Source organism: Nostoc sp. 'Peltigera membranacea cyanobiont' 210A (assembly GCF_002246015.1).
In the GTDB taxonomy this organism is placed as follows: Bacteria; Cyanobacteriota; Cyanobacteriia; order Cyanobacteriales; family Nostocaceae; genus Nostoc.
The window spans coordinates 769,882-795,102 of the sequence record NZ_NOLJ01000001.1 but is presented as its reverse complement, the minus strand read 5'-3'; the positions used below and the strand labels follow the sequence as shown (position 1 = coordinate 795,102).

The following is a 25,221-nucleotide window of genomic DNA, read 5'->3' as shown; positions in this document are numbered from 1 at the left end:
TCACTTTAGTGTTGTGCGATGTCTACTGCTTTCCTGCTAGACTCTGAATAGTCCTTATGCTTTCAGGAATTATGGCATCTGTTGAGCAGATCATGAAAGAAGCCTTAACTTTGCCCAGTGCAGCGAGAGCATTGTTGGCAGAAAAACTGGTTGAAAGTCTTGAATTTGATGTAGACGAAACACTCCAAACACTGTGGACAGATGAAGCCAAGAAGCGTAGAGATGAAGTTCGTAGCGGTGCGGTTTCACCCATTCCTGGAGAGGAAGCCTTAGCTAGAGTAAGACAACTTTTGGAGTAATGAAATACGTCTTTCATCCAGCAGCATTGAGTGAATACGGTGAAGCAGTCAAGTTTTACGCAGAGCGCCGGGTTGAATTAGCACAAGCATTGATTAATGCGGTTGAGGATGCAATTTTCCGAATTATCCAGTCATATCATGTCCGCATAATTAGTTATGCTAACCACAGTCATTGCACCCCACCCCTTAATCCCCTCCCCGCTTGCGGGGAGGGGAGACAAAGCGTAGCTTTGGCGGGGGTGGGGTTCTTCAGGTTTAATAAGCAATTAAGCGGACATGATATCACCGACTCGTTGGGCTGTTGTTGACGAAGACATTCGTCGATGTCTAACGCGCAAATTTCCCTATGGAATTTTATACACTATTGAGGAAGATCGCGTTTTAATTTTGGCGGTAATGCACTGTAGCCGTGAACCGGGATACTGGAAAGAGCGCCTCACAGAGAAACCATCAGATGGATAAAATAAACTCGAAATAAATAAATTTCTAAAAATGAATCAGCAGCAAGATTTCAAATGTATATTTCCAGTAGAGCCAGCCCGGATTTCTCACACATAGTGTAGGCTTCAGGGGAAGAGGAGTGTGGGGAGTGTGGGGAGTGTGGGGGGTAAGACTTCTTCCTCATCCTCCCACACTTCCCACACCTCCCACACCCCTTGGATTTCTCACAAGTGAGAAATCCAGGCCAGATGTATTGGTGAAAGCGATCGCTGATTTGATTGAACCAAGTTGATACTAAATCCTGAATCAAAAGCCCTCACCCTAAATCCCTCTCCCAAGCTTGGCAGAGGGACTTTGAAATTCGCTCCCCCAATATTGGGAGAAGGGGTTGGGGGATGTAGCAAGATCCCGCAGGGTGGACAAATTTTGCGACAAAACCCAGATTGTAGAGACGCGATTTATCGCGTCTTGAAAGACCAATCGCATTGTTAGCCGAAACAATCGCATTGTCAGCCCCTAAAAAGCGATCACTCATGCTCAGGAACACTACTAAAGGTACTAGTTATCCCTTTAAAAATCGCTATAAGATGACAAAAAGGGTCTTCTATGTTTGGATGAAAATGACTGAGCAACGTGATGCCGACTTACCGTCAACTGATTCTCAGCAATTGAGTGAACCGAGCGACAAAAAGATTACCAAGTCGGTTGATAATTCCTGGACAAATCAGATTGGTGGTGTCTGGAACAAAGCAACAACACGTCTAACCCAACTCCTACCCGTAGAACAAGTGGCACAGACAGTTGTGGAATGGTTTAGTGTGAGCGATACTCAGGTTGCAGAGATTTTAGAGAAAATCCGAGCCGAACTGCCAACCACAGAAGCCCTCTTAATTGGTAAACCTCAAGCCGGAAAAAGTTCTATTGTCAGGGGATTGACGGGAGTTGCTGCTGAAATTGTCGGTCAAGGATTTCGCCCACACACACAACACACCCAGCGCTATGCCTATCCTTCCAATGACCTGCCATTACTGATTTTTACGGATACGGTGGGGCTGGGTGATGTCAAACAAGATACTCAAACAATTATTCAAGAGTTAGTTGGCGATCTACAACAGGAAACTCGTTCCGCCAGAATCCTGCTTTTGACTGTCAAAATTAATGATTTTGCAACTGACACCCTACGACAAATTGCTCAACAACTGCGCCAAAAGTATCCAGACATTCCCTGTCTGCTGGTAGTTACCTGCTTGCACGAAGTTTATCCTGGCGATATCGTCGATCATCCCACCTATCCGCCAGATTATCAGGAAGTCAACCGCGCATTTGCGGCAATGCAACAAGCCTTCGCAGGAATAAGCGATCGCTCTGTACTCATTGACTTTACCTTAGAAGAAGATGGCTATACTCCGGTATTTTATGGCTTAGAAGCACTGCGAGATTCCTTAGCAGAACTACTCCCACAAGCAGAAGCCCAGGCGATTTATCAGCTATTAGATCGAGAAGAAGTTGGGAAGCAAATTGGCAACCTTTACCGAGATGCTGCACGCCGTTATATTTTGCCATTTGCGATTATGTCTGCAACTCTTGCTGCTGTACCTTTGCCATTTACGACAATGCCCGTACTCACTGCCTTGCAAGTATCAATGGTGGGTCTGTTGGGTAAATTATATGGGCAGACACTTACCCCATCTCAAGCAGGAGGCGTTGTGAGTGCGATCGCAGGTGGTTTTTTAGCACAAGCAATTGCCCGTGAGTTAATTAAATTTATACCAGGTATTGGGAGTGCGATCGCCGCTTCTTGGGCAGCTGCCTATACCTGGGCACTAGGGGAAGCAGCCTGTGTTTACTTTGGCGATCTAATGGGAGGGAAGAAACCCGATCGAGAGAAAATTCAGTTGGTGATGCAAGAAGCATTTAAGGCAGCGCAAGAACGGTTTAAGGGAATCAAACATTAGGGGTAGTTGTTGCTGCGATCGCATCAGTAGCAATGATACTTCCACCACGCGATCGCCGTGTAATGGCACCGACAATTTCAACACTAGTAATAGCAGCAATCAGGACATCATTTTTTAGTCGCGGGTCAAATAAACTACATACCGCTCTGTTATACCTTTTCCTTTGCTGCTGGCACAATGCCAAACTTATTTAAACCTGCGTCGATTTCCCTAAGTGTTTTAAAATCCTCCTCTGGTAAAGGATAGCTGCTACTGCTGAACAAACTCCCACTAATAGCAGGCTGCTTTTCCAAAAAAGAGAAAGCTTGGCGAAACTGATGCGGTTTAGCTTTAATCGGTGAATCAAAGTGGCAAGAAATAATCCACTCAAAGTCCCAACTTGCAACTTTATCAGCCCAGTCAATGGTTTCCTTCGGTGCGCGGTTGAGAATCAACGTTTGTAAAATTGGTGCGACAAACAAACGCCCATCACCTCGCAGGGCATCAAACGATCGCTGCCAATCTGACTGCCATTTAAAGGGATATAATCCAAAATAAGCTTTCCTTGAGCGTTCTGGGGCTTTCAAGGCATCTTGCAATACCTGACTCCATTGGCGTATATCTAATGCCCTTGGTTGAAAGTACAAAGCAAACAGGCAGATGCGCTGCCAACCCTTACGGCGATTTACCTGACTATCTGCAACAATATCAAAAGCATAATCCTTGGCATGGAATAGTAAAGGATATGGATCTAAGAGAACGATCGCAGGTGGATCTTCTGGGATCGAAAGCACAGAATCTGTGACTAAAAGAGTATGCGATCGCTTGTGGAAAAAAGCAACTTCCGCAAACCTACCAGGCCCAAGCCCGATGGGCCCCAGCATTGCATAATCAAACTCGTCAGCAAAGGGTGTTTTGCTACTATCTTCTGGAAGTACTTGAGTTCGTTTTGGGGGTAAGCCAAGCCAGCTAAGGGGGAGATTTAGCGGGAAACTCCACTGATGGGGAGCCACAAACACCTGTGCAGTCGAAAAGTATCTGGCGAAGGGACCAACGAAAACTTTGTGTTCTATACCAGAGATAGTTGGCAAAATGATGTACTTAATGCTTCCATATTTCGCCACCAACTCATTCACAAGTCTGATGCACTCTGGGGTTGGTGCAACAGGCGCATAGACGAGCAGACCCCCGGTTTCCAACTTGACAACTGTCATGCGAATCGGGACAACAACGTAGAAAATGCCTTGAATCTGGTCAAAATTCCAGATTGTGTCCTTAAGCACTTCTTGACGAATTGTTTGCCGCCTACCGTAGGGGTAGAGTGGCACAACAGGCCATAATCTCCAGGAAAAATCCTTTGGATAAATCTGTTGTGTATTGACTATGCGTTCATCAGCCACTCTGCAACCCCCTCCAAATTCCCAATACTCAAATTGTTTTTATTTGCTCCCCACGAAGGAGAGCAAATTGTTGAGATAATAATACCAATTTGTAATTCGCAATACTTGCCAAAGGTAAGAAGTAAGCTACGTAATTAGTAATTCGTAATTAAGAGGGGTTAGATTTCATCTGGATTTCCAGCTTTGCATCTGTAGATTTTTTTGCAAATGGTATTACCAAAAGGAGATGTTACGGCACTGGGGTTCTTTTTATGCGTCTTCATAAAGAATTGGTATAAGTCGTAAAAACAATTAATCGGAGAACAACGTGAAAACAGCGATTATTGCTAAAACATTAATTACATCTATAGGTTTGTTAACTTTGTTTGCCCCAAGTCAAGCATCGGCTCAACTGATACCGCAACCTTGGGTTTCAGTCGGTGGAAAAGATGGTGATGTAACTTATGCTGTCGGAGCTAGGGCTTTGAATTTCGGGGTTGAAGTGGGAACTGGCGCTGATGGTGCTACGGGAGTAGATGTTTTAAAATTTATCAATTTGCCTGTAATTTCACCTTATGTAGGAATTGGACTTTATTCAGAGGATAAAGGTGTTGCAGTTTCAGGTGGCGTTCAGGTAGGTGCTACTAATAACGTTTTTGTTGGTGCTGGTTACAATTCTATTCGTGGCTTTAACGGGCAATTGGGAATCAGATTTTAACTAATTTGTAATTCGTAATTCGTAATGACGCTCTCTACGAGACGCTACGCAGGAGTACGCGCACTACCACTACGCTAACGTCATTATTAGTAAACCACTCGCATGTAAGGGACTTCCAAAGAATAAATTATTCCAAGAAAAACAAGAGACAGGATTTTTAAAGAATAATTATCATTATTATTAAGGGAATAGTTTATTTTCTGGGAGTCCCTTAGTGGTTTAAAAAGAAGTTATAAACAAGTTTTTTCTCATCTATTTACCCTCAAACAAAAGAAGAGAGTTTTTACGTCAAACAGTAGACCGCAACTATGGGGTGTTTATTTACCATCTGGCTGATTCCGGTTGATTTTCAGGGCTTATTAATAAGCTGGTCTTATGATTCATCCAAGGCAATCAGCTGTACATTTCAAAAAAAACGGTATTATACACTACTATTTTTTCCGGCTTTGTGAAAAATCCGGGAAATACCTGCTTTTCAACTATCGCCAAAACCTGCGAGTTTTTTAATCTCTTTGATTTCATTGGCTACTGTATTACTTATAAAGTCATCTGAATAGCTACAGTGTACTACAGCAGTTCCCTCATTTCTTCCTTTTCCTGATTTGCTAACTTGCCACGATATCTCTGTATTAGATCTACTAAGCTCCGCGGCACCACCTCCCGTTATGAAACTTTCTTCTGATACCAATTTAAAATCGCTAGGACAAGTTATTGTTGGCGCAGGACATACTTTTGTTTTACCAGATACGCCATTAGTACAACTTTGTTGTAATGTTGTTACTTTGCGAAAGCTCTCGTAATCTTCACGACGCTCTTGGCTGAATTCATTTTCAAGTTGGCTTACATCATTGCTAAATTGTATGAGAACACCTGGTGTGATAGGTACATTTGTGTATTTTGTTGTCAGAGCTTCAAATTTTGGTTTATATTTTGCAACATAATAATCAGTAAAAGATTCAAGCGGATTGATATCTTGAAAGGAAATATCTTGAGCAAATGTTACTACGGGAGAAGTAAGTACTATTAATATTCCAATTATTGTGTAAGAAAGCCTCATTGAATTCCTACCCCTTCTGAATGGTTAACACTTTCTATAGGACTCAGATTTGAGTCTTGAAAAAATACTGAGACTGAAAAGCCTAAAGTCTGTTTTATCAGGGTTTTATCTGAAATGTTGTTCAAAAATCAGATATGATATCATGTCCGCATAATTAGTTATGCTAACCACAGTCATTACACCCCACCCCCAACCCCCTCCCCGCCTGCGGGGAGGGGAGACAAAGCGTAGCTTTGGCGGGGTGGGGTTCTTCGGGTTTAATAAGCAATCAAGCGGACATGATATGAGTCCTATATTATGTTAATTATAGATATTATGTAAGTCTTACAAAGGCTTGAAACATATTTTTATATTTAATAAAATGTCATGTTGTAATCTCTTTTATAATAGGCTGTTTGTAACCGATTATGAAGTAGTAAAAAAAGATTTTGCAAGACGTTTCAACATCAAACCAATAGACTTGTCCGAAATATTAACTTAGGAGAATAAAAATGGTAAAATGTTTAAGTGAGTGCCATTTTTTAGTGATGCCTACGCCTGCCGTTGGCGTTCGCGTTAGCGTCTCTGAAAGAGAAGCCTCTCGCAGAGAAGGCATCGCAGAAGTTTTTGGTCTATTGAGTTTAGTTTGCAATCAAAAACTCGAAATTTTTTTTCGTAAATCGGTATTCTAATCCTCCGAATGAAACGTAGCAGGTTTTAGTCGGGTGATAGTATTTTCCAGGTATATACTCGCCCTTGTACTTGGCTCTGCAAACATATAATGTGTTTCCACCATTATCTTCATTGCCTCCCCAAACTCTATCTCCAGAAGAAGGCAATTCCCCCCCAGTGTTTCTCCAGCGCCAGTTGTTTCCCGTTAGTACACGATATTTTGTGTAGCGATGTTCTTTATTTCCCCACGGAATGAAGCAATTATGAGCCTCAGTTAACTTTCCAGGTGTATACTCTTTATCATGTATCGCTTGGCAAACATACAGTTTCTTTCCATTCTGACTGCCACCTAGAACAGCGTTAGTAGGGATATAATTATTGGTTTTTTTCTTTTCGTAATTTACCCATAAAACACCCGCCAATGCAGGTACTCCTATAGAAACTGCTATTCCAACTGCTAGGAGTGTAGCGATACGACTGAATTTCAGCGAACTTACTTTTGTAAAGTTGGTGTTCATCCTTTTATCCTTACTGAGCTATTCATGACTGGTGTAATTTTTCTTTATTCCTAGATGTTTTAATGAAAAACGTTTAAGCAAAGTTAAAACACTAATAAACACAAAAATCAAGGTTAGAGCCAGCCCAAATGTATCTAAATTAACCAGAAAATATAAATAGTATTTTCGACTTCACGCTATACTATATATCGATATCTGAATTCTCAATAAAGGTCAGCTATTGATAAATTTATTGCTAATATAATTAATGCAATGACCTTTATTGAGAAGATACGTTCGCTCTAGTGCTGTAGCTCGCTTATAAGACGATAACTCACTTTTGTTTTAGAAAAGATTGGGCTTAGTGTGGTTTTCTCTTCCATTGTTACTTATGGACAAACATGATATTAAGCATGTTATAGACACTTTTACAATAATAAAAATATTTTTGTTCGTCAAATTGGTTTAATATCTCTTAACTAGGGGGAGTAACTAAAGTTGAAATTAGTTCTCTAACATACTCTGCCGAATCTTGTTGCAATGCTGATGCCGCGATCGCTTCACTTTCAACTATACAAAACCTAGCGATCGCCTGTTTCACTCCAGGTATACTTTGAGGATTCACGCTCAACTCATCCAGCCCTAAACCTAATAAAATTGGTGTTGCTAAAGTATCTGCTGCCAATTCTCCACATAATCCTACCGAAATCCCCGCTGTATGGGCAGCTTGGACAGTTTGCTGCACCATTCGTAACACGGCTGGATGTAGTGCATCAACCAAATTTGCCACGCGGGGATTAGTGCGATCGCTAGCCATGACATACTGACTCAGATCGTTAGTCCCTATACTAAAGAAGTCTACTTCAGCAGCTAACTGATCGGCGATCGCTACTGCTGACGGAACCTCCACCATAATTCCTACTTTCATCGCTGCATCAAATGCGATACCAGCTTGATTTAGTTCAGCTTGCACTTCACCCAAAATTACCTTAGCTGCACGTACTTCAGTTACAGTAGCAATCATCGGCAACATGATCTTAATTTGGTGTCCCACACTAGCCCTCAAAATTGCCCGTAACTGAGTTTTGAAGAGTTCTGGATGATCTAAACAGAAACGAATTCCCCGCCAACCTAAGAAAGGGTTAGCTTCTGGGAACCCTACTCTGATATAGGGAAGCGGCTTATCACCACCGACATCTAAGGTACGAATAATTAGCGGACGATTATCTAAAACTTGGGCGATCGCCTGATAGACTAATAATTGCTCTTCTTCAGTCGGGGCGCTTGTTCGGTCTAAATACAGAAACTCAGTGCGGAGTAGTCCCACACCTTCTGCACCGCTAGCCACAGCAACTTGCACATCATTTATACTACCAATATTGGCGAAGACGCTAACTCGCCGACCATCACGAGTAATCGCTGGCTGATGTGCCGTAGCTCGTGCTTCCTGTTGGGCAATTTGCCAAGCTTCTCGCTTTGCTGCCAGTAAATCCAAGATGTCTGATTCTGGTTCTACCCAAGCTCTACCACTTTCACCATCAAGTGCCATCATTGTACCATCAGCCAAGTGCAACACCTGGGCATCCACTCCCAAAACTGCGGGAATACCCAACGTTCGGGCGATAATTGCACTATGGGAGGTGGCGCTACCAGAAGTAGTACAGATTCCCAACACCTTTGTCGGATCTAGTCCAGCCGTATCTGAGGGAGTTAAATCAGTCGCCACTAAAATCGCCGGTGATTCAAGATGCAGGTTAGCCGCAGCATTCCCAGCTAGTAATCGCAGCACTCTTTGCCCAACATCTACAACATCGTCAACTCGCTCTTGCAGATAAGAATCCTCAAGTGCGCGGTAGGAAGTCGCTACTTCATCGACTACAGCTTGCCAAGCTGCTTCAGCATTGATATGGTTATCTAAAATGCGCTGATGAGCCGCTGACAACATTACTGGATCTTCTAAAAATAGTAATTGGGCATCAAAGATGGCGGCTTCAGCATCACCAATTTGCAGAGATGCTTGTGAGAAAACTGCTTGAATTTCTTGTCGGGCAGTGTTAATTGCTGCCTGTAACCTTTGCCACTCTACATCAGGATCGTCTACGTGATATTCCGTAATCGCAATGTGAGTGGGTTGATAATGAACAACAGGTGCGATCGCTACTCCTGGAGAAGCTGCAATCCCCGAAAGTTCGCCGTAAGTTGTTGGTGTAACTTCATGGTGAAATGCTGGTGGAAAATGCAAGGCAACATTATCTTCACCAAAGTTATTTGTGAATAATCCCTGTAATGCTGCCAGCGCCTCATCTGCATCAGAACCAGTGGCAGTAATCAGCAGTTCGTGTCCTTGACGCACCCCTAAAGTTGTGACTTGGTTAATACTGTCACCCCTGACTAGCTCAGTATTTCTCGTTAAATTCCGTACTAGAATTTGGGATTGAAATCGGGCTGCCGTTGCCACAAACTGGGCTGCGGGGCGGGCGTGTAATCCTAAGCGATTGCTCACAATCAGCCGGATTTCTCGCGTTGGCGATTCTATATTGGTTGTTATTGGGCTGACAACAGACAATGGCCTACTAACTACACCCAATTGAGTTGCTTTTGCTAAGAGTGCGCCGCGTGCTTCCGCCATAACTTGGTGAATATCTCTACCAGCCGCCGCCGCCACGACAGCAGCGATCGCGCCTTCTACTAGAGGTGCTTCACACAAATACACTTTCTCCTGCTGTGCTTCTGGCAGAAACTCGATTGCCATTTCCGCACTCAGCAAAGCACTACCCAAATCCATCAACACCAAGACACCATCATCAGAAAAAACAGAAGCGATCGCCTCATAAACCTGAATCGGATCTGTACCCAATGGATTTTCCGGATCTTCAATACCTGCTGCAACAGCAATGGGAACTTGGCCTTGAACCATCTGCGCGGCGAGTTCCCGCACACCCAAAGCTAGTTGTTTACTGTGAGAAACTATAACAATTGCGATCGCGGCCACACCGTCAACCTTGTTGAGAGGTTTGCGTTTAGCTAGTTATCCATTTCATTTTCCCATTCTGCTACAATTGCAACTGCCCGAAAATATTCCGGTCTTTCCGGCTAGAAATACGAATAAAATAGCCTTCTGTTACGGAAATACGTGGTGTCCACTCATAAACTCCATCGCTAGCAGTACGGGAAGAAATGTTTTGGATAAGTTTGTTCCCATCGTACAACTTAATCGAGACATCGCCATCAAAATTATCCCGCCACAATATTAAATAAGGCTGATCCTTCTTTGGAAGTACCTTACCAATTGGTTGAGCGATCGAGATTTTTGGCGCAACCTGATTTTTGCTTTTCTTACGGAATCCCAGATAATGAGGTAAATGTCGGAAAGTAGGATTTTCTTGCAGATTAGACAGTTGGGGAACAATAATGTTTCCCTTCTGGAAATTGAACAAAAAAGTTGATCTGCCGCCGTCAACGGTAATAATATCGCCTTTGACTCCTAATTTACGTAATAAATCGGCTGCCTCATCCAGAGTTGCTTGGTTCACCGTCATAATCAACAATAACTCGTCACCTTTAACACCATCTTTGTTCAGAGTACCGATGACTTGATACTTATTCGCTTGGTTTTGGGCTAATACTTTCGCCGGATGATCGCTATATCGGTAAGTGACAATCGCATTCTTCACTGCTTTTTGGTTAAGAGGCGCACCGCTAGCTTGGTTGTAATCGGTAATATATGCCTGCTTATCATCCCAGACTAAAGTCTTGAGGCGAATATTATTATAATATTTATCTTTTGGTTTCTTGATTGGCCCATAAGGGCTAGTGCCACCAGTGATGACTACACCATTAAGTTTAATCGGAAACGATAATTGAGTACTAGATTGATATTGTTCAAAAAAAGAACAATTAATCATCGAAAAAACGTTGTTTGCATAAAGTTTTTGATATTCGTCTGTAACTTCAGAAAACAACTTGTTTTGGAAAAAAGGGCTGTAATATTGACCTTCTCCTTGATAATATTTACCTTCTTTTAGACCCATATTATCTACCTCTCCGGTAATTTGGTCTATGTGCATTTTGCCCAGATTAATAACTTGTAAATAGGCTTCGTTACCATTCGTTAATTGTTTTTTATATAAAGCTGCACCGTCTACAGCTTGGAGAGGCTGATAAGAAGATAGAGGGTTGAAAGTTTGGGCAATCCAAAAGCTACTCAGAATCGGCAGCAAAAAAAGCAGTAAATTGATTAGAGCATTCATCGTCTCGCGATCGCAATTCCACAAAAAGTTGTTGTTACTACTTTAAGGCTAATGAGTTACGATGTCTGCGGTTTTTGCTAGCCTACCCATGACGGTATTCACTATAGGCTATTAAAATTAAAAACGCANGATATAATTAAATTTAGCCAATATAGCGTTTCCTAATCACATGAGGTACATCTTAGCCCCCTCTCGAAGAGCGGGGAGGGGGTTGGGGGTGGGGTTCTTGTACCTCACTTAAGCGAGAACCGCTATAACACCTGCAAACCATCCAGACTCATATCGAAAGTTGAGAAACAAAATCCAACATCTACTCTATCTAGAAGTAATTGCATTGAGCACTATCGTTTGCAAGGTGCTTTTGTAAGCACCTCGCAGCCCGTGTCGTTTAACGATTAGAGAATCTAATTACGATTAAACAAGCACAAAATTCTTTTCAGTTAGTGACAGTCCAGCAGATAGTTGTGCAAATTTTACCTGAGTAAACGCAGATGAACTGCCGTCCTGGTCAAAAGACAATGCACCTGTATCAAAATCGTAGATAAATCGTTGATTGCTTGTTGTTGCAGATGTTCCAATGGTAAACTGACTTGTCTGAAGTGAACCTTGTGATAACCCGCCACCAAAACCAGTAGCATATACCTGAATTAATTCATTAGTGGCGTTGAAGTCATAAATAGTGTCAACACCCCCATTGTAATTATAGAAACCAAAGGTATCAGTCCCATCCCCTCCAATTAGGCTGTCATTACCCTCTATACCAAAAAGGATATCATTGCCATTGCTGCCAACAATATTGTCATCATAGCTCGTACCTGAGATATTTAATTGTTCGATATTGTTGTAGTTAACTCGATACAAGCCCACCGTAATTGAGCCAGTATTAGTAGTAGCATTGAATGTCGAAGTAATTCCCCCAGCAGCATAGTTGTAAATGGTGAACAACGAATCGTCACCATTACCCCCATCTAACGTTTGAGTCACTAAATCAGACAGGTCAGTATCTATGGAATTAATGATTAGATTAAAGGAATCATTGCCATCGCCCCCAGACAGAAGGTTATCGCCTTTTGAATTGCTAAAGCTCAAGCGATCGTCACCAGCGCCTCCTTCTAGAGTATTATTACCAGATGATCGAGAGTCGGAGTAGTCGTTAGAGTTGGAGCTGTAGTAGTCACCAGAGATATCAAGCTCATCATTGCCATCGCCTCCAGAGAGCAGGTTATCACCTGTTAAACCAGCACCTCTCAAGCGATCGTCACCCCCACCTCCGTCTAGGGTGTTATTGCCCTCCGATCGTGAGTCCTTGGATTCGGCGTAGTAGTAGCTGTAAGAGCCAAAGATATCAAGAGAATCATTACCATCGCCCCCAAAAAGCAGGTTATCGCCTTTTGAACCACCGGCACTCAAGCGATCGTCACCCGTACCTCCTTCTAGGGTGTTATTCCCCAAGGAGCGAGAGTCGTAGGAGTAGCCAGGGAAGGAGAAACTGTAGCTGCCAGAAATATCAAGGGAATCATTACCATCGCCCCCAGAGAGTAGGTTATCACCTTTTGAACCGCTAGCATTCAAGGTATCGTTACCTACACCTCCATTGAGAGTATTATTGCCTAATGAGCGAGAGTCAAAATTGCCGAATCTGTTAGATTGGTCGCTGAATATCCTGCCAGAGATATCAAGAGAATCATTCCCATCGCCCCCAGACAGAAGGTTATCGCCTGTTGAACTGATAGCACTCAAGGTATCGTCACCAATACCTCCTTCTAAGGTGTTATTTCCCGCACCACCTCTGAGCAGGTCATTACCATTCAAGCCGTCGATGATGTCGTCACCCCCCTGACCATTGATGACATCATTAGAGTTGTCAAAACCTGTAATGTTGTTATCCAGGTCATTCAGGAAAGTAACAGTGTTTCTGTTGAACACAGTAGTTTGAGTGGAATCAGCATCAAACACATCAAAACTATCGCTGATACTGGTTTGTCCATTTAACAGGATATTGCCAATAGCTGGTCGTGAAGAAGTTGCTGGCAGATTATCCAGGTTTTCTAACTTGAAGTTTTGCAGAATAACTTTGCTGTCATGAACGAAACCTTCAAAGGTAATTTCTAAGTTGTTACCATTTTGAGTTAATTGCAGATTTTGAGCAGTGAAACCTATAAATTGCAAAGTATCTAAGGAGTCAATCACGGTTGCTGAGGGATTTGAACCTTTACCTATGCCACCGAAATCGGTGATAATATCAGTGTTAGCGCCGTCATAGTAGCTGTCGCTCAAGCTATAAACAAATTTATCATTGCCCGCGCCACCAGTTAGGGTGTCCTCCCCACTCCCACCTGCCAAGATATCATTACCTGCACCGCCAATAATCGTATCTTTGCCATTGCTCCCGGAGAGCGTATCGTTCCCACTGTTTCCCAGAATGTTGTCGTCGTAACCTGTGCCTGAGATATTTAATCGTTCGATATTCTTGTAGTTAACCTGATTTGTGCCCGCCGTAATTAATCCAATGTTAGTAGTGGCATTGAATGTCGTTGCGATACCCTTTGTAATATTGACATTGGAGATGTAATCAACGGACAATACATCGTCACCCTCACCCCCATCTATCGTATCTTTGCCACTATTGCCTGTTGAGAGTGTATCGTTTCCATTATTGCCAACAATATTGTCGTCGTAAGCTGTACCTGAGATATTTAATCGTTCGATATTCTTGTAGTTAACCTGATTTGTGCCCGCCGTAATTAATCCAATGTTAGTAGTGGCATTGAATGTTGTTGCGATCCCCCCTGTAGGATTGCTGTAGATGTAATCAACGGACAACAGATCGTCACCTGCTCCCCCATCGATTGTATCTTTGCCACTATACCCCCCAGAGAGCGTATCGTTCGCACTGCTTCCCACAATATTGTCATCATAGGCTGTACCTAAGATATTCAATCGTTCGATATTCTTGTAACTAACCCCATATGTGCCCGCCGTAATTTCTACCTTGTTTGTAGTGGCATTGAATGTCGTTGAAATACCCGCTGTACCGAAACTGTAATCAACGGATAACAAATCGTCACCTGCTCCCCCATCTATCGTTTGAATTGCTAAATCAGAGAGGGGAGTATCTGAGGATGTGGTACTTAAATAGAAGAAATCATTGCCATCACCGCCAGAGAAGAAGTTATTGCCTGTTGAATAATCAGCAGTCAATGTATCGTCACCCGCGCCACCGTTGAGGATGTTATTGCCTGAAGAAAGGTAATAAAACTCTCGACCGCTATAGTTAACACTATCGCCAGATATGGAGAGAGAATCATTACCATCACCCCCAGAGAGTAAGTTATTGCCTGTTGAAATGCCAGCATTCAAGGTATCGTTACCAGCACCACCGTTGAGGGTGTTATTGCCTGATGCCTTAAAATTAGGGTCTCCTCTATAAGTTGTAATTCCAGAGGTGGAGAGATAATCATTGCCATCGCCTCCAAAGAGTAAGTTATTCCCTGATGGAGACTGAGCATTCAAGGTATCATCACCAGCGCCACCATTGAGGGTGTTATTACCTGAGGAGGGGTAATAGATGTTAGGGTTGAAGCTGCTATAAGCGTTAGAAGTAGAGAGAGAATCATTGCCATCGCCCCCAGAAAGTAAGTTATTCCCGGATGTTGCCCCAGCATCCAAGGTATCATCACCAATGCCACCGTTGAGGGTATTATCGCCTGTTGAAAATTCAACATTTAAGTAATCGTTACCAGTACCACCAATGAGGGAGTCATTGCCTGCACCACCCACGAGGGAGTGATTACCTGTGGAAGAGTCATTACCCGTACCGCCAACGAGAATATCATTCCCCACACCACCAATGAGGGAGTCATTGCCCGCACCACCTCTGAGTATGTCGTTGCCACTTAAGCCGTCAATGAGGTCATTCCCGCCCTGACCATTGATGACATCATTTGAGTTGTCAAAGCCGCTAACATTATTGTTGAGGTCGTTAAGAAAAGTGACTGTATTCAAGTGGAAGATAGTGCTTTGAGTGGAGTTAGCATTGAAGACATCAAAGCTATCTATAGTGTTAGTTTGTCCAGAAAACAGGATATTGCCCAAGTCTACAGTGGCCCCTGTAGATTTGCTGAGGTTATCCAGGTTTTCCAGAGCAAAGTTTTGCAGGATGACTGGGGCATCAAAAAACCTCGTTATATAAGCATCCCCTGCAAAGCTGATTTCCAGATTGTTGCCTTTTTGGGTCAACAACAGATTTTGGGCACTGGAGCCATCGCCCTGGAATTCTAGGGTGTCCACTTCGGCTATGACTGCTGCTGTCGGGTTTGTCCCTTTACCTACACCACCAAAATCGATGATGATAGCAGTGCCGCTGGAAACAAATTTATCATTGCCGCCTCCACCACTTAAGGTGTCTTTGTCACCGTTAGGATATATGGTATCGTTGCCTGTAAGACCCTTAATCGTATCCGCTTCATTATAAGTACCCTGTAGGGTATCATCACCGTTAGTTCCAATGATATCTGCCATAACTTTTACCTACCTTTCTAAATCATTTTTTTCAGTAAGGGATCTGCGGGTTAATAGTGTCCCAACCAGGCGGGTTTCGACTGCGCTCAACCCTCAGATGTCGAGAGTTGAGCGCAGTCGAAACTCGGTTTATTGGTACTTTATTTTCACGCAAGTCCCTAACTTCAGTTGTCAATTTGCAGATTGTGCTGTTTAAGAGCGCAAAAATTCACCAAAATCTACATACTTTATACGTCACCCTTGAGGAACAGTAAATTTCTCGAATATTCACCTGATTCCAAGGTTTTTACGTATACTTTTTTAAGAGTCTCAAACTATCTAAGTCTTAAGCAACTGTACAAATTAATTAGCGTGGGAATTTTCGATAACTGGTGATTTCAGGCTTTTTGTATCATTCTTTTTGAGTAAAAATCACTCTTCTAAGTATCGAAAAGTTCAGCTTCAATAAAATTCATCCTTTTTGTTTTTTTGCTAGTGCCTAAGTCCTTCTAGAAGAGAAAATAATAAACAGTTGACTCTTAATCGGGAAAAAGATTTTCATGCCCTCCTTGTGGGCTGTTATCCGTGGGTGTCTAACTTGAAAATAGAGAATATTTCAAGAGCCTCAAAATAACTACATAGTCAATATCATACTTAGATGTCTATACTTAAATACTCATCTTTGCATACTCTTCACATTACTGGCTGAAAAATGTATACACAAGTACTGAGCTTTGTATATTCTTCATATTCTTCTAATCTCTAAGGCATAACTCAGTAGGTAAAACTTTTGATGAGTGATACAAAATACATATATTTTCTTTTTTGTGCTGCGATACCTTCTCTGCGTTCGCGCAGCGTGTCGTAGATAGACGCTACGCGTAGCTTGCTTCCACAGAGTGGTACGCTAACGCCTACGGTTTTTGCTAGCATACGCCGCATTAAGCAAGAATCGTTAGAAGTTGCTAAAATTACAAACGCAGACATGATTGAACTTAGCCAAGAACACTTGCAAACCATCCGCACCCATGCCGAAAGCACCTATCCAGATGAGTGCTGTGGTATAATTATGGGCTATCTGGCTAATGAGGGCAAAACTGTGGTAGAAGTCATGCCAACAGAAAATGCTTGGAATACAGAAGCGGCTGCTGAGTTTCCAGGAGGACGCACAACAGAAAGTAAAAGACGGCAATATACGATCGCACCCGAAGTTATGCTAAAAACACAAAGGGAAGCCCGCAACAGATCACTCAACATTATCGGCATTTTTCACTCCCACCCAGATCATCCTGCTATACCCTCAGAATGCGATCGCCTATACGCTTGGCAGGGATACTCGTATATAATAGTTTCCGTCCAAAACGGCAAAGCTGGAGAACTCAAAAGTTGGAGCCTTGATGATACTCATCAGTTTCAAGCAGAGGAAATTGAAAATATAAAATAACTGACTTAGTTTAAAGATAGTCACTCATCGCGGTTTTCGCCGCTATCACAGATGAAAATTCGTCTTTCCCACTCCTATCTATATATAAGAAGATCCAGTTTTTCGATAGGATTAATATTCCGCTTTCCCACATCATAACTGCTATGCTCAATCCCAATCTGGACGAAATCCAGTTGACCAAAGACGATTACGAACGCTACTCCCGACACCTGATTTTACCGGAAGTAGGTCTAGAAGGACAGAAGCGCCTGAAAGCCGCTAGTGTAATGTGTATCGGTACAGGTGGACTCGGTTCACCACTACTTTTATATTTGGCGGCGGCGGGTGTTGGACGCATCGGGATTGTCGATTTTGATGTTGTCGATACTTCTAATCTGCAACGCCAAGTAATTCACGGGACATCCTGGGTGGGTAAACCCAAGATTGAATCGGCAAAAAACCGCATTCACGAGATTAACCCCTATTGTCAGGTTGATTTATACGAAACTCGTCTAACTTCCGAAAACGCCCTGGAGCTGATTCAACCTTACGATATCGTAGTGGATGGTACTGATAACTTCCCCACCAGATATCTAGTTAACGACGCCTGCGTATTGCTGAATAAGCCTAACGTCTACGGTTCAATTTTACGCTTTGAAGGGCAAGCTAGTGTATTTAATTACGAAGGTGGCCCGAATTATCGTGACCTTTTTCCAGAACCACCACCACCAGGGATGGTTCCTTCTTGTGCAGAAGGTGGCGTATTGGGAATTTTGCCAGGAATTATTGGTTTAATCCAAGCAACCGAAACTGTTAAAATCATTCTGGGACAAGGCAACACTCTCAGCGGGCGATTGCTGCTATACAACGCCTTGGATATGAAATTTCGGGAATTGAAACTGCGTCCGAACCCGATTCGCCCAGTGATTGAAAAGCTGATAGATTACGAAGAATTCTGCGGGATTCCACAAGCTAAGGCAGAGGAGGCAAAACAGCAGTTGGAAAGTCTAGAAATGACCGTCAAGGATTTGAAAGAGTTGTTGGATAGCGGTGCAAAGGATTTTGTACTGCTGGATGTCCGCAACCCCCATGAGTACGACATTGCCAAGATTCCGGGTTCAGTGTTGGTGCCCTTACCAGACATTGAAAATGGGAATGGCGTTGCTAAGGTGAAGGAAATATTGAACGGCCACCGCTTAATTGCTCATTGTAAGATGGGCGGGCGATCGGCAAAAGCCCTAGCTATTCTCAAGGAAGCCGGAATTGTGGGGACGAATGTTAAAGGCGGAATTACCGCTTGGAGTCGAGAAATCGATCCTTCAGTTCCAGAGTATTAACAAGAGAGGCAGGAGGCAGAAGGCAGGAGGCAGGAGGCAGGAGGAATACTAGCCTCTGTTTTCTGCCTTCAGCAGAGCAAGTTTGCAGTTTAAATCCCCACTTCCCATCTCCTGATGACCTTTTTGGAATTAAAAGTTAAAAGTTAAAAATTAAAAATTATTCTATTTTTAATTAATTAATTTTGGTACATAGCTAACAATGATAGATAGCGTAGTGTTAGCGAGGCCACGTACTCCTGCAAAGAAGCAAGCTAGGCGCAGCGTCTCGTAGAGAGCGTCTTGAAATTTTTAATTAATAATTTTTAATTTTTAATTGGAGCGTTCGCGTAGCGTCTCGTAGAGAAGCGACTTGACTACCTCGAAATCTCATCTGAATATTTTATGGGTGCAAGTTTGGGTGTTGGCAGCTGTGCAGGGAGCAATTACCCTCTCATGGTTAATTTATAATATCTATTTACCGCAACTTTTGACTCAGTTTGGTTTTCCTGCTTCACTGGCAGTTGGCTTGGTGTTAGTTGAAAATACTTTGGGTGCGGTGCTGGAACCATTGATGGGCGGACTTTCAGACCAAGCTAGGCGCTGGGTAGGAAGTCGGTTTCCCTTCATCTCAGTAGGTATGATTCTCGCATCGGCTTTGTTCATTGCGATACCATGCGTTGTAAGTTTGATCCCGCCTACTACCGTGATGCGTAGGCATAGCCCGCCGCAGGCATCGCTCTTACCTATAGTATTGGTAGCTTGGGCATTGGCAATGACAATATTTCGCTCTCCAGTTATGTGCCTATTGGGGATGTATTCAAAACCAGCCCAGTTACCTTTAACAGCAAGTTTTGTCACTTTAACAGGCGGTGTGATTGGAGCTTTTAAACCAATAAGCTACAAGTTTATTCTGAGTTTAGGCCCAGTTTATACCTTTGCAATTGGTTCTTTTGTGATGCTGGGGGCGGCAGCCGTGTTTCGCTTAGTCAATCCCCCAGAAGTACCAGTGGATAGACACCAAGCAGAAACAGTAAAGTTGCCCTTAGAGAAATTGGGTTTGATTTTAGTAACTGGTTTTGGTGTAGCGTGGGGTATCCGTTTTCTCATGGATGTCTTGGGTAAAGTACTCAAGACCCAACTGAATACTGATAATATTGATATGCAACTGGTGTGGATTGGAATAGCGATCGCAATTGCCAGCATACCAGCAGGAATCTTCGCCGTTAAAATTGGTAATAGTCAAGCAATGCTTTGTGGGATCTGTGCAATCATTCCCTCGTTATTGATAATGATATCTCTGGGCGCACAAATTCCGATAATTGTGGTAATCGTTGCGAGCTTTAGTTTAATTGTCAACGGGGCAATTCCTTTTGCTTTGGGACTAGTACCCCAGCGGTGGGCGGGATTAGGAATTGGGATGTATTTTGGTGGGTTTGCTTTAGCGATGAGTTTGTTTGGCGTTATATTTCCCCAGCCGCAACAGATAACACCTTTTGTTGGTGCTATTGGGGGTGGATTGGCATTTTTCCTAGCTGGTGTTTGCATTGCGGTGAGTGGCATTTCTGAAACGCAGAGGAACGCAGAGGTTTAACGCAGAGGGACGGAAAGTTATCTTCTGCGTCCCTCTATGTACGAATTACGAATTACGTTAGCGCAGCGTTAGCGACGCAGGAGCGTCATTACGAATTACGAATTAGCTACGGGTTTAACTTGACTCAACAAATCGTGCAGTTTTTCGCCTTCAATGACCTCTGTTTCTAAGAGTTGAGTCGCTATCGCTTCTAGCAAGTCTCGATTCTGTCTGAGAATCTCTAGGGCTTGTTCGTGGGCTGTTTCCACGATTTCCTTGACTTCGCTATCAATGGCTTTGGATGTGTCTTCACTTACCGCCCGTCGAGGATTAGCCCCACCATTACCCAGGAATGCTGCTTGTTGTCCTTGTTGATAAGCTAATGGCCCTAAAACTTTACTCATACCATAAGCTGTTACCATCCGTTCTGCCAAGTCAGTTGCTCGTTGCAAATCGTTGGAAGCACCTGTGGTAATACTGTTAAACACAACTTCTTCGGCGGAACGTCCACCTAACAGAGTTGCAATTTGACCCCGCAGTTCTGTTTCATTCATCAAAAAGCGGTCTTCAGTTGGTAATTGCAGAGTGTAGCCCAAAGCTGCCATCCCACGAGGAATAATCGAAATCTTTTCTACACGACCGTTTCCTGTTGTGAGCGCCCCGACCATTGCGTGACCAACTTCATGGTATGCAACAATCTTTTTCTCAGTCTCGTTCATCACGCGACTCTTCTTCTCTAAACCGGCGACTACACGCTCAATGGCTTCGGCAAAGTCTTCTTGAGCAACCTTTTCACGCAGATTGCGCGCAGCCAATAATGCGGCTTCGTTCACCAAATTTGCCAAATCTGCGCCAGCAAAACCGGGGGTACGAGTAGCGATCGCTTTTAAATTTACATCATCTCCTAATTTTACCTTTTGAGCGTGAATCTTGAGAATTGCTTCACGATCAGATAAATCGGGACGGTCTACCAACACTTGGCGGTCAAAGCGTCCTGGACGCAGCAATGCAGGGTCTAGTACTTCGGGGCGGTTAGTAGCAGCTAGCACAATTACCGTTGCATCCCCAGCCGCAAACCCATCCATCTCAGTTAGTAATTGATTGAGGGTTTGTTCTCGCTCATCGTTACCACCGTAGAAGCCGTTACTACTACGAGACTTACCGATCGCATCCAATTCATCAATGAATATAATACAAGGAGCTTGTTTTTTGGCCTGTTCAAACAAATCCCGAACTCTGGAAGAACCCACACCGACAAACAATTCGACAAACTCAGAACCAGAGATGCTGAAAAATGGAACTCCTGCTTCTCCTGCTACGGCTTTCGCTAAAAGTGTCTTACCAGTACCTGGAGGGCCAACTAACAGCACACCTTTGGGAATCCTAGCGCCAATTTGCGTAAACCGTGCCGGAGTCTTGAGGAAATCGACAATTTCCACTAACTCAGTTTTTGCTTCTTCTACCCCAGCCACATCTGCAAAAGTGATTTTAGCAGATTCGCCTTCAACGTAAACCTTAGCTTTGCTCTTACCAATGGAAAGCGCACCTTGCGGGCCACCGCCACCACCACCACGAGCAATAAAGAACTGCCAAATACCAATAAAAATCAGTGGTGGAATCACCCAACTCAAGAGGGTTGTAAACCAAGTATTTTTGGGTGGCGGTGTAGCAGCAAACTCAACTCCCTTTTCTTCTAGAAGTTTGGGTAACTCTAAATCAAAGATTGGTGTCGTTGCAAACACTTGAGCCGGCTCGGCATTTTCTGCTTTTAATTGGTAAATAATCTGGTTTTGACCAACAGAAACACGGCTGACTTCCCCTTCCTGTACTTGATGGATAAATAGGCTATAAGGAACACCAGTAGGGCCAGAAGCAAATAAACCAGGCAAAAATAAATTTAAGAGCAGGAATAGCCCTGATACTGCCAGTAATATATTAGCAACGATCCGAAACTGAGGTAACTTAGGCTGTTCTTTAATTCCCATAGATTTTACCAATCCTTAAATAATGAAAACTAACTTGAAAATTGGGCATAGGGTACGGGCATGGGGCATTGCTTTTCCCCTGCTTCCCCTGTCCCTTATTTCCCTTAACGCTTTGAGAAACTTGATTAAAGACTAGTCAAAAATGCTGGTATATTCGCATCTGAGCAATGTCTACGACGGGCTGTAAGGCTCATGATGCTCATTAGCCATCTCTCTTTGGGAGAAGACTCGCTAACGGTAAGGCAAAGTTGTTCAGCTTGTCTCGATCTTCAAGTATACTACCGTTTCTCATAATTTCTCCCATTTAGCAATGTTTGCAGCTTTTTTTTACTTATTTATGTAACTAAACTTAACAATTTAATTAATCTTTGTGAACTAACGAGCAAATACGGTTTACCGTACTAAAAGAATATGCAGAGATTGGGAGACGCAAATAGAAATCCCCCACGAAGAGTTATTTTGGAGCCTTGGCGGAGCTTTCCTCGCTCCACTCCTGAATTCTTCAATAATTTCACTTTGAACTTTGGAACTGCGTTCTCCATATATGCGGTTCCTCCTAGCCATTAATGTCCATCATTTGACCAGTGGGGGCGATCGCTAGATAATTTAATCACACCGTAAGAACGTCCAACCTGCCATAAAGTAGAATTTTCATAACTCGTTCGTGGCTGATTAATACTAACTGTCGTTCCGTTAGCGTTTTTGATATTTAAGGTTCCTAACCAAGTAATTTCCCAATCAATTGCTAATCTTTGGGTATGACGAGAGGTAAGAACAGGTCGAAAAGCAATATTATAAGCAGACACCATTTCTTTAGCAGCTTGGACAGAACCAGCATTGGTGTAATGTAGCCAATTAATATCTACATTAGGCATAGGTGGAACATCTTTGGCAGCAATTTCATTATTACTAATACGGAAAGCATAGTGCATTAAATAAGCTCGTTCTGAAGGGCGGAATACTGAAGATATACTAATATTAGCTCCGGCATTTTTTAAAGCTTGCTCAAAAGCTTGTACTTTTTGACGGAAGGGAGAAGCTAAATCATCAATTAAGTCGCTGTCGGGGAAAACATTAACCCAGGCTTTTCCACTCAGTCGTTGTCTTAATTTTTTGGCGTATTCAGTTATGTTGTCTAAAGCCAACTCTAAATCAATGCCAAGCTTGGTTTTTGTTGTATTAGAAAGCTGTTGAGCTAATTCGGCTCGAAAATTGATGTCTCTGATTTTATAAGTTTCGGCTAGTCCTTTTGTACTGTTAGAACCAAAGTCCCCATCAGCTACTAACGGTGGATTCAAACGACCGATCGCTGTTAAACTTTTTTGTAAATCTTTGATCTCATTCTCTCCAAAGTTGAGATAGGTTAATAATTTTTCCCCAGCATTGGTATAGATAGCGAAATAAATTGCAAAACCTTGCTCTAGCGCTTTTTTATAAGTAGCAGTATCGACAATTCCCGTTACTGTTAAAGCATTACTAGTCTGATAATCACGAGTTGCTTGAGTTGTAATATTCCCAAAATCCCCATCAACGGCAGCAATAGGGAAGTCGTAATCTAAAAGAAATTTCTGCCAAGCAGTTACAATTAGCCCTTCAGATTTTTTCTGGAGAGTCGGAAGTTGCAAAGCTTGAAGTTTAAAGCTCATAGTTTTTATTGAATGAAACAATTGTGTTCAGTTAATTTTTATGTCACTATTCGTCGTATAATTTAAGTTACTACCGCTGCCAATTTGGTATCTCGTACTTCATTAGAGCGATTGGAGTTCAATAAAGGCTGTTTTGCAACCACTTTGGATTATAACATCCGCAGTTATATTAACTTTTCTCACGAATACTTAAAATAGAAAGTAGCTATAGCAGTCCTAAATCATTCGTGAAAATTATATCTCTCTTTCTTCTTTCTTCCCTTTGCGTCCAACTCTTACGAGACGCTGCGCGTTCACGCAGTGTCTCGCAGAGAAGGCGGTTCGTTTTGTAATCTATATTTTTCACAACTCAAATAGGATTGCTATATCTCTTTAACTTGTTGGCAAATGTGGTCAGAAACTTTCTGGAAGTCAGCCACAGCAAATTGCGTAGGCTAGCAAGAACCGCAGGCATCGCCCATACTGTTGTCAAAGATCCGCCACTTCTGATTTGGGATGAGGATACTTTGCGGTAGGTAATGAAACCAAAGCGGCTATTCAAAAATCTCTGGCTATAATTACCCAAAATTGTATAACCATAGCGTAGGCAAAGCCCGCCGTAGGCATCGCTCATCACCCTATATGTAGCGCATCTACCGTTTTGGTCTTTCTGTGATATCTTACGGTCAGTCGCTATGAGTAATACGTTAATTAAATTCATCCTATCAGGTGAGTCTAATGGGTGAGGTACAACAAACACGAAATATTGTACCTTGAGGCTATCAAATGGTTATTTAGCACCCCAATTTCTCGGCTCAAAAATTAGGAAGTAGATAATGACTGTAAACCAAATTATTGGAGATTCAAAAAATAATATTTTTGCAAACCTTGGTAAACATTTTTTTGCATGGCTGATGACTTCAAGTAGTAGTAAATATGATAAAATTGTCAGCAATGTCTACGACGGGCTACGCCTACGCAAACGTTCTCTTTTTGCTAATCTCCAAGGTAAAGTGTTAGAAATTGGCCCCAGAGCAGGCGCTAACTTACCCTACTATCCTAAAGATGTACATTGGATAGGAATCGAGCCAAATTCACAGACGCATTCCTCTCTTCAAAAACAAGCAGAAAAACTGGGTTTAAATATCGACCTCCGCATTGGTAATGCTGAATGGTTAGATGCCGAAGATAACAGCATCGATACTGTTGTTAGTACATTAGTTTTATGCTCTGTGCCGAACATAGATTATACATTACAGGCAATTTTAAGAGTACTTAAACCAGGCGGACGCTTCTTATTTATTGAACATGTTGCCGCACCTCAAGGAAGTTTATTGCGACAAATACAAAACACAGTTAGTCCAATTTGGAAAGTGATAGGTGATGGTTGTCATCCAGATAGAGAAACTTGGATAGCATTAGGAAATGCTGGTTTTAGTAGCATCCATTATGAGCGATTTGATGCACAATTACCAATTGTTAGTCCTCATATTATCGGCGTAGCGACAAAATAAAAGTATGAATAAACCCCACGGCTTTAGTCGGGGGTTTATCCCGGATTTCTCACACATAGTGT

General features: G+C 42.7%; 21 protein-coding genes. 10 read left to right on the top strand and 11 right to left on the bottom strand.

Features of this window, described 5'->3' with window-relative positions; genetic code table 11:
• The first annotated feature begins 71 nt into the window (after positions 1-71).
• The 5 genes from CDG76_RS03375 (at position 72) to CDG76_RS03360 (ending at position 2,695) form a co-directional block, all read left to right on the top strand.
• Positions 72-299 carry an addiction module protein gene (locus tag CDG76_RS03375; protein ID WP_094347640.1) on the top strand — a complete coding sequence of 76 codons (228 nt, stop codon included), beginning with the start codon at positions 72-74 and terminating at the stop codon, positions 297-299.
• Complete coding sequence (locus CDG76_RS38110) at positions 299-607, top strand: hypothetical protein (protein WP_223265114.1); 309 nt, start codon at positions 299-301, stop codon at positions 605-607. Before CDG76_RS03375 ends, CDG76_RS38110 begins: the two co-directional genes overlap by 1 nt.
• Positions 576-761: a type II toxin-antitoxin system RelE/ParE family toxin gene (locus CDG76_RS03365; protein WP_143854013.1), complete on the top strand. Its 186-nt coding sequence runs from the start codon at positions 576-578 to the stop codon at positions 759-761. The genes CDG76_RS38110 and CDG76_RS03365 overlap by 32 nt, the downstream gene beginning before the upstream one ends.
• 127 nt (positions 762-888) lie before the next feature.
• Positions 889-1,032, top strand: coding sequence for a hypothetical protein (locus tag CDG76_RS36990; protein WP_190240741.1), 144 nt, complete (start codon positions 889-891; stop codon positions 1,030-1,032).
• A 328-nt stretch (positions 1,033-1,360) separates the two neighbouring features.
• Positions 1,361-2,695, top strand: a complete 1,335-nt coding sequence (locus tag CDG76_RS03360) for a GTPase family protein (RefSeq protein WP_094347934.1) — start codon at positions 1,361-1,363, stop codon at positions 2,693-2,695.
• Here the strand turns inward: CDG76_RS03360 and CDG76_RS38105 are convergent.
• Both CDG76_RS38105 and CDG76_RS03350 read right to left on the bottom strand, forming a co-directional pair.
• Positions 2,685-2,873 carry a hypothetical protein gene (locus CDG76_RS38105; protein ID WP_223265113.1) on the bottom strand — a complete coding sequence of 63 codons (189 nt, stop codon included), beginning with the start codon at positions 2,871-2,873 and terminating at the stop codon, positions 2,685-2,687. The two genes, CDG76_RS03360 and CDG76_RS38105, sit on opposite strands and share 11 nt — an antisense overlap.
• On the bottom strand, positions 2,845-4,074 hold the full coding sequence (locus CDG76_RS03350; protein WP_094347639.1) for a DUF4336 domain-containing protein: 1,230 nt from the start codon (positions 4,072-4,074) through the stop codon (positions 2,845-2,847). Before CDG76_RS03350 ends, CDG76_RS38105 begins: the two co-directional genes overlap by 29 nt.
• Before the next feature lie 307 nt (positions 4,075-4,381).
• Between CDG76_RS03350 and CDG76_RS03345 the strand changes: the two genes are divergently transcribed.
• Complete coding sequence (locus CDG76_RS03345) at positions 4,382-4,771, top strand: hypothetical protein (protein ID WP_094347638.1); 390 nt, start codon at positions 4,382-4,384, stop codon at positions 4,769-4,771.
• Between the two features lie 475 nt (positions 4,772-5,246).
• Here the strand turns inward: CDG76_RS03345 and CDG76_RS03340 are convergent, their stop codons facing one another.
• From CDG76_RS03340 to CDG76_RS03315, 6 genes are all read right to left on the bottom strand, one after another.
• Complete coding sequence (locus CDG76_RS03340) at positions 5,247-5,828, bottom strand: hypothetical protein (protein ID WP_094347637.1); 582 nt, start codon at positions 5,826-5,828, stop codon at positions 5,247-5,249.
• A 620-nt stretch (positions 5,829-6,448) separates the two neighbouring features.
• Positions 6,449-6,997, bottom strand: a complete 549-nt coding sequence (locus CDG76_RS03335) for a DUF3421 domain-containing protein (protein ID WP_094347636.1) — start codon at positions 6,995-6,997, stop codon at positions 6,449-6,451.
• Between the two features lie 454 nt (positions 6,998-7,451).
• Positions 7,452-9,968 carry a phosphoenolpyruvate--protein phosphotransferase gene (gene ptsP, locus CDG76_RS03330; RefSeq protein WP_094347635.1) on the bottom strand — a complete coding sequence of 839 codons (2,517 nt, stop codon included), beginning with the start codon at positions 9,966-9,968 and terminating at the stop codon, positions 7,452-7,454.
• Between the two features lie 61 nt (positions 9,969-10,029).
• Entirely contained in the window at positions 10,030-11,226 is a 1,197-nt protein-coding gene (locus tag CDG76_RS03325) for a hypothetical protein (RefSeq protein ID WP_094347634.1), read from the bottom strand.
• Positions 11,227-11,640: 414 nt separating this feature from the next.
• Positions 11,641-15,747, bottom strand: a complete 4,107-nt coding sequence (locus CDG76_RS03320; protein ID WP_094347633.1) for a beta strand repeat-containing protein — start codon at positions 15,745-15,747, stop codon at positions 11,641-11,643.
• A gap of 753 nt (positions 15,748-16,500) precedes the next feature.
• Positions 16,501-16,713, bottom strand: coding sequence for a hypothetical protein (locus CDG76_RS03315; RefSeq protein WP_094347632.1), 213 nt, complete (start codon positions 16,711-16,713; stop codon positions 16,501-16,503).
• Between CDG76_RS03315 and CDG76_RS03310 the strand changes: the two genes are divergently transcribed.
• From CDG76_RS03310 to CDG76_RS03300, 3 genes are all read left to right on the top strand, one after another.
• Positions 16,712-17,170 (top strand): Mov34/MPN/PAD-1 family protein, encoded by a 459-nt coding sequence (locus CDG76_RS03310; RefSeq protein ID WP_094347631.1) that lies wholly within the window; start codon positions 16,712-16,714, stop codon positions 17,168-17,170. The genes CDG76_RS03315 and CDG76_RS03310 overlap by 2 nt on opposite strands.
• A 143-nt stretch (positions 17,171-17,313) precedes the next feature.
• Positions 17,314-18,486, top strand: coding sequence for a molybdopterin-synthase adenylyltransferase MoeB (gene moeB, locus CDG76_RS03305; RefSeq protein WP_094347630.1), 1,173 nt, complete (start codon positions 17,314-17,316; stop codon positions 18,484-18,486).
• Positions 18,487-18,835: 349 nt separating this feature from the next.
• On the top strand, positions 18,836-20,056 hold the full coding sequence (locus CDG76_RS03300) for an MFS transporter (protein WP_094347629.1): 1,221 nt from the start codon (positions 18,836-18,838) through the stop codon (positions 20,054-20,056).
• 95 nt (positions 20,057-20,151) lie between these two features.
• On the opposite strand, the gene ftsH4 is transcribed toward CDG76_RS03300, so the two are convergent.
• From ftsH4 to CDG76_RS36985, 3 genes are all read right to left on the bottom strand, one after another.
• Positions 20,152-22,020 carry an ATP-dependent zinc metalloprotease FtsH gene (gene ftsH4 / locus CDG76_RS03295; RefSeq protein ID WP_094347628.1) on the bottom strand — a complete coding sequence of 623 codons (1,869 nt, stop codon included), beginning with the start codon at positions 22,018-22,020 and terminating at the stop codon, positions 20,152-20,154.
• A 563-nt stretch (positions 22,021-22,583) separates the two neighbouring features.
• Positions 22,584-23,666, bottom strand: coding sequence for a peptidoglycan-binding domain-containing protein (locus tag CDG76_RS03290; protein WP_094347627.1), 1,083 nt, complete (start codon positions 23,664-23,666; stop codon positions 22,584-22,586).
• Between the two features lie 349 nt (positions 23,667-24,015).
• The gene (locus tag CDG76_RS36985; RefSeq protein WP_223265112.1) at positions 24,016-24,405 is read right to left on the bottom strand and encodes a hypothetical protein; all 390 of its coding nucleotides are present in this window, start codon (positions 24,403-24,405) and stop codon (positions 24,016-24,018) included.
• A gap of 76 nt (positions 24,406-24,481) precedes the next feature.
• Between CDG76_RS36985 and CDG76_RS03280 the strand changes: the two genes are divergently transcribed.
• Positions 24,482-25,159 carry a class I SAM-dependent methyltransferase gene (locus tag CDG76_RS03280; RefSeq protein WP_094347625.1) on the top strand — a complete coding sequence of 226 codons (678 nt, stop codon included), beginning with the start codon at positions 24,482-24,484 and terminating at the stop codon, positions 25,157-25,159.
• Positions 25,160-25,221 lie beyond the last annotated feature (62 nt).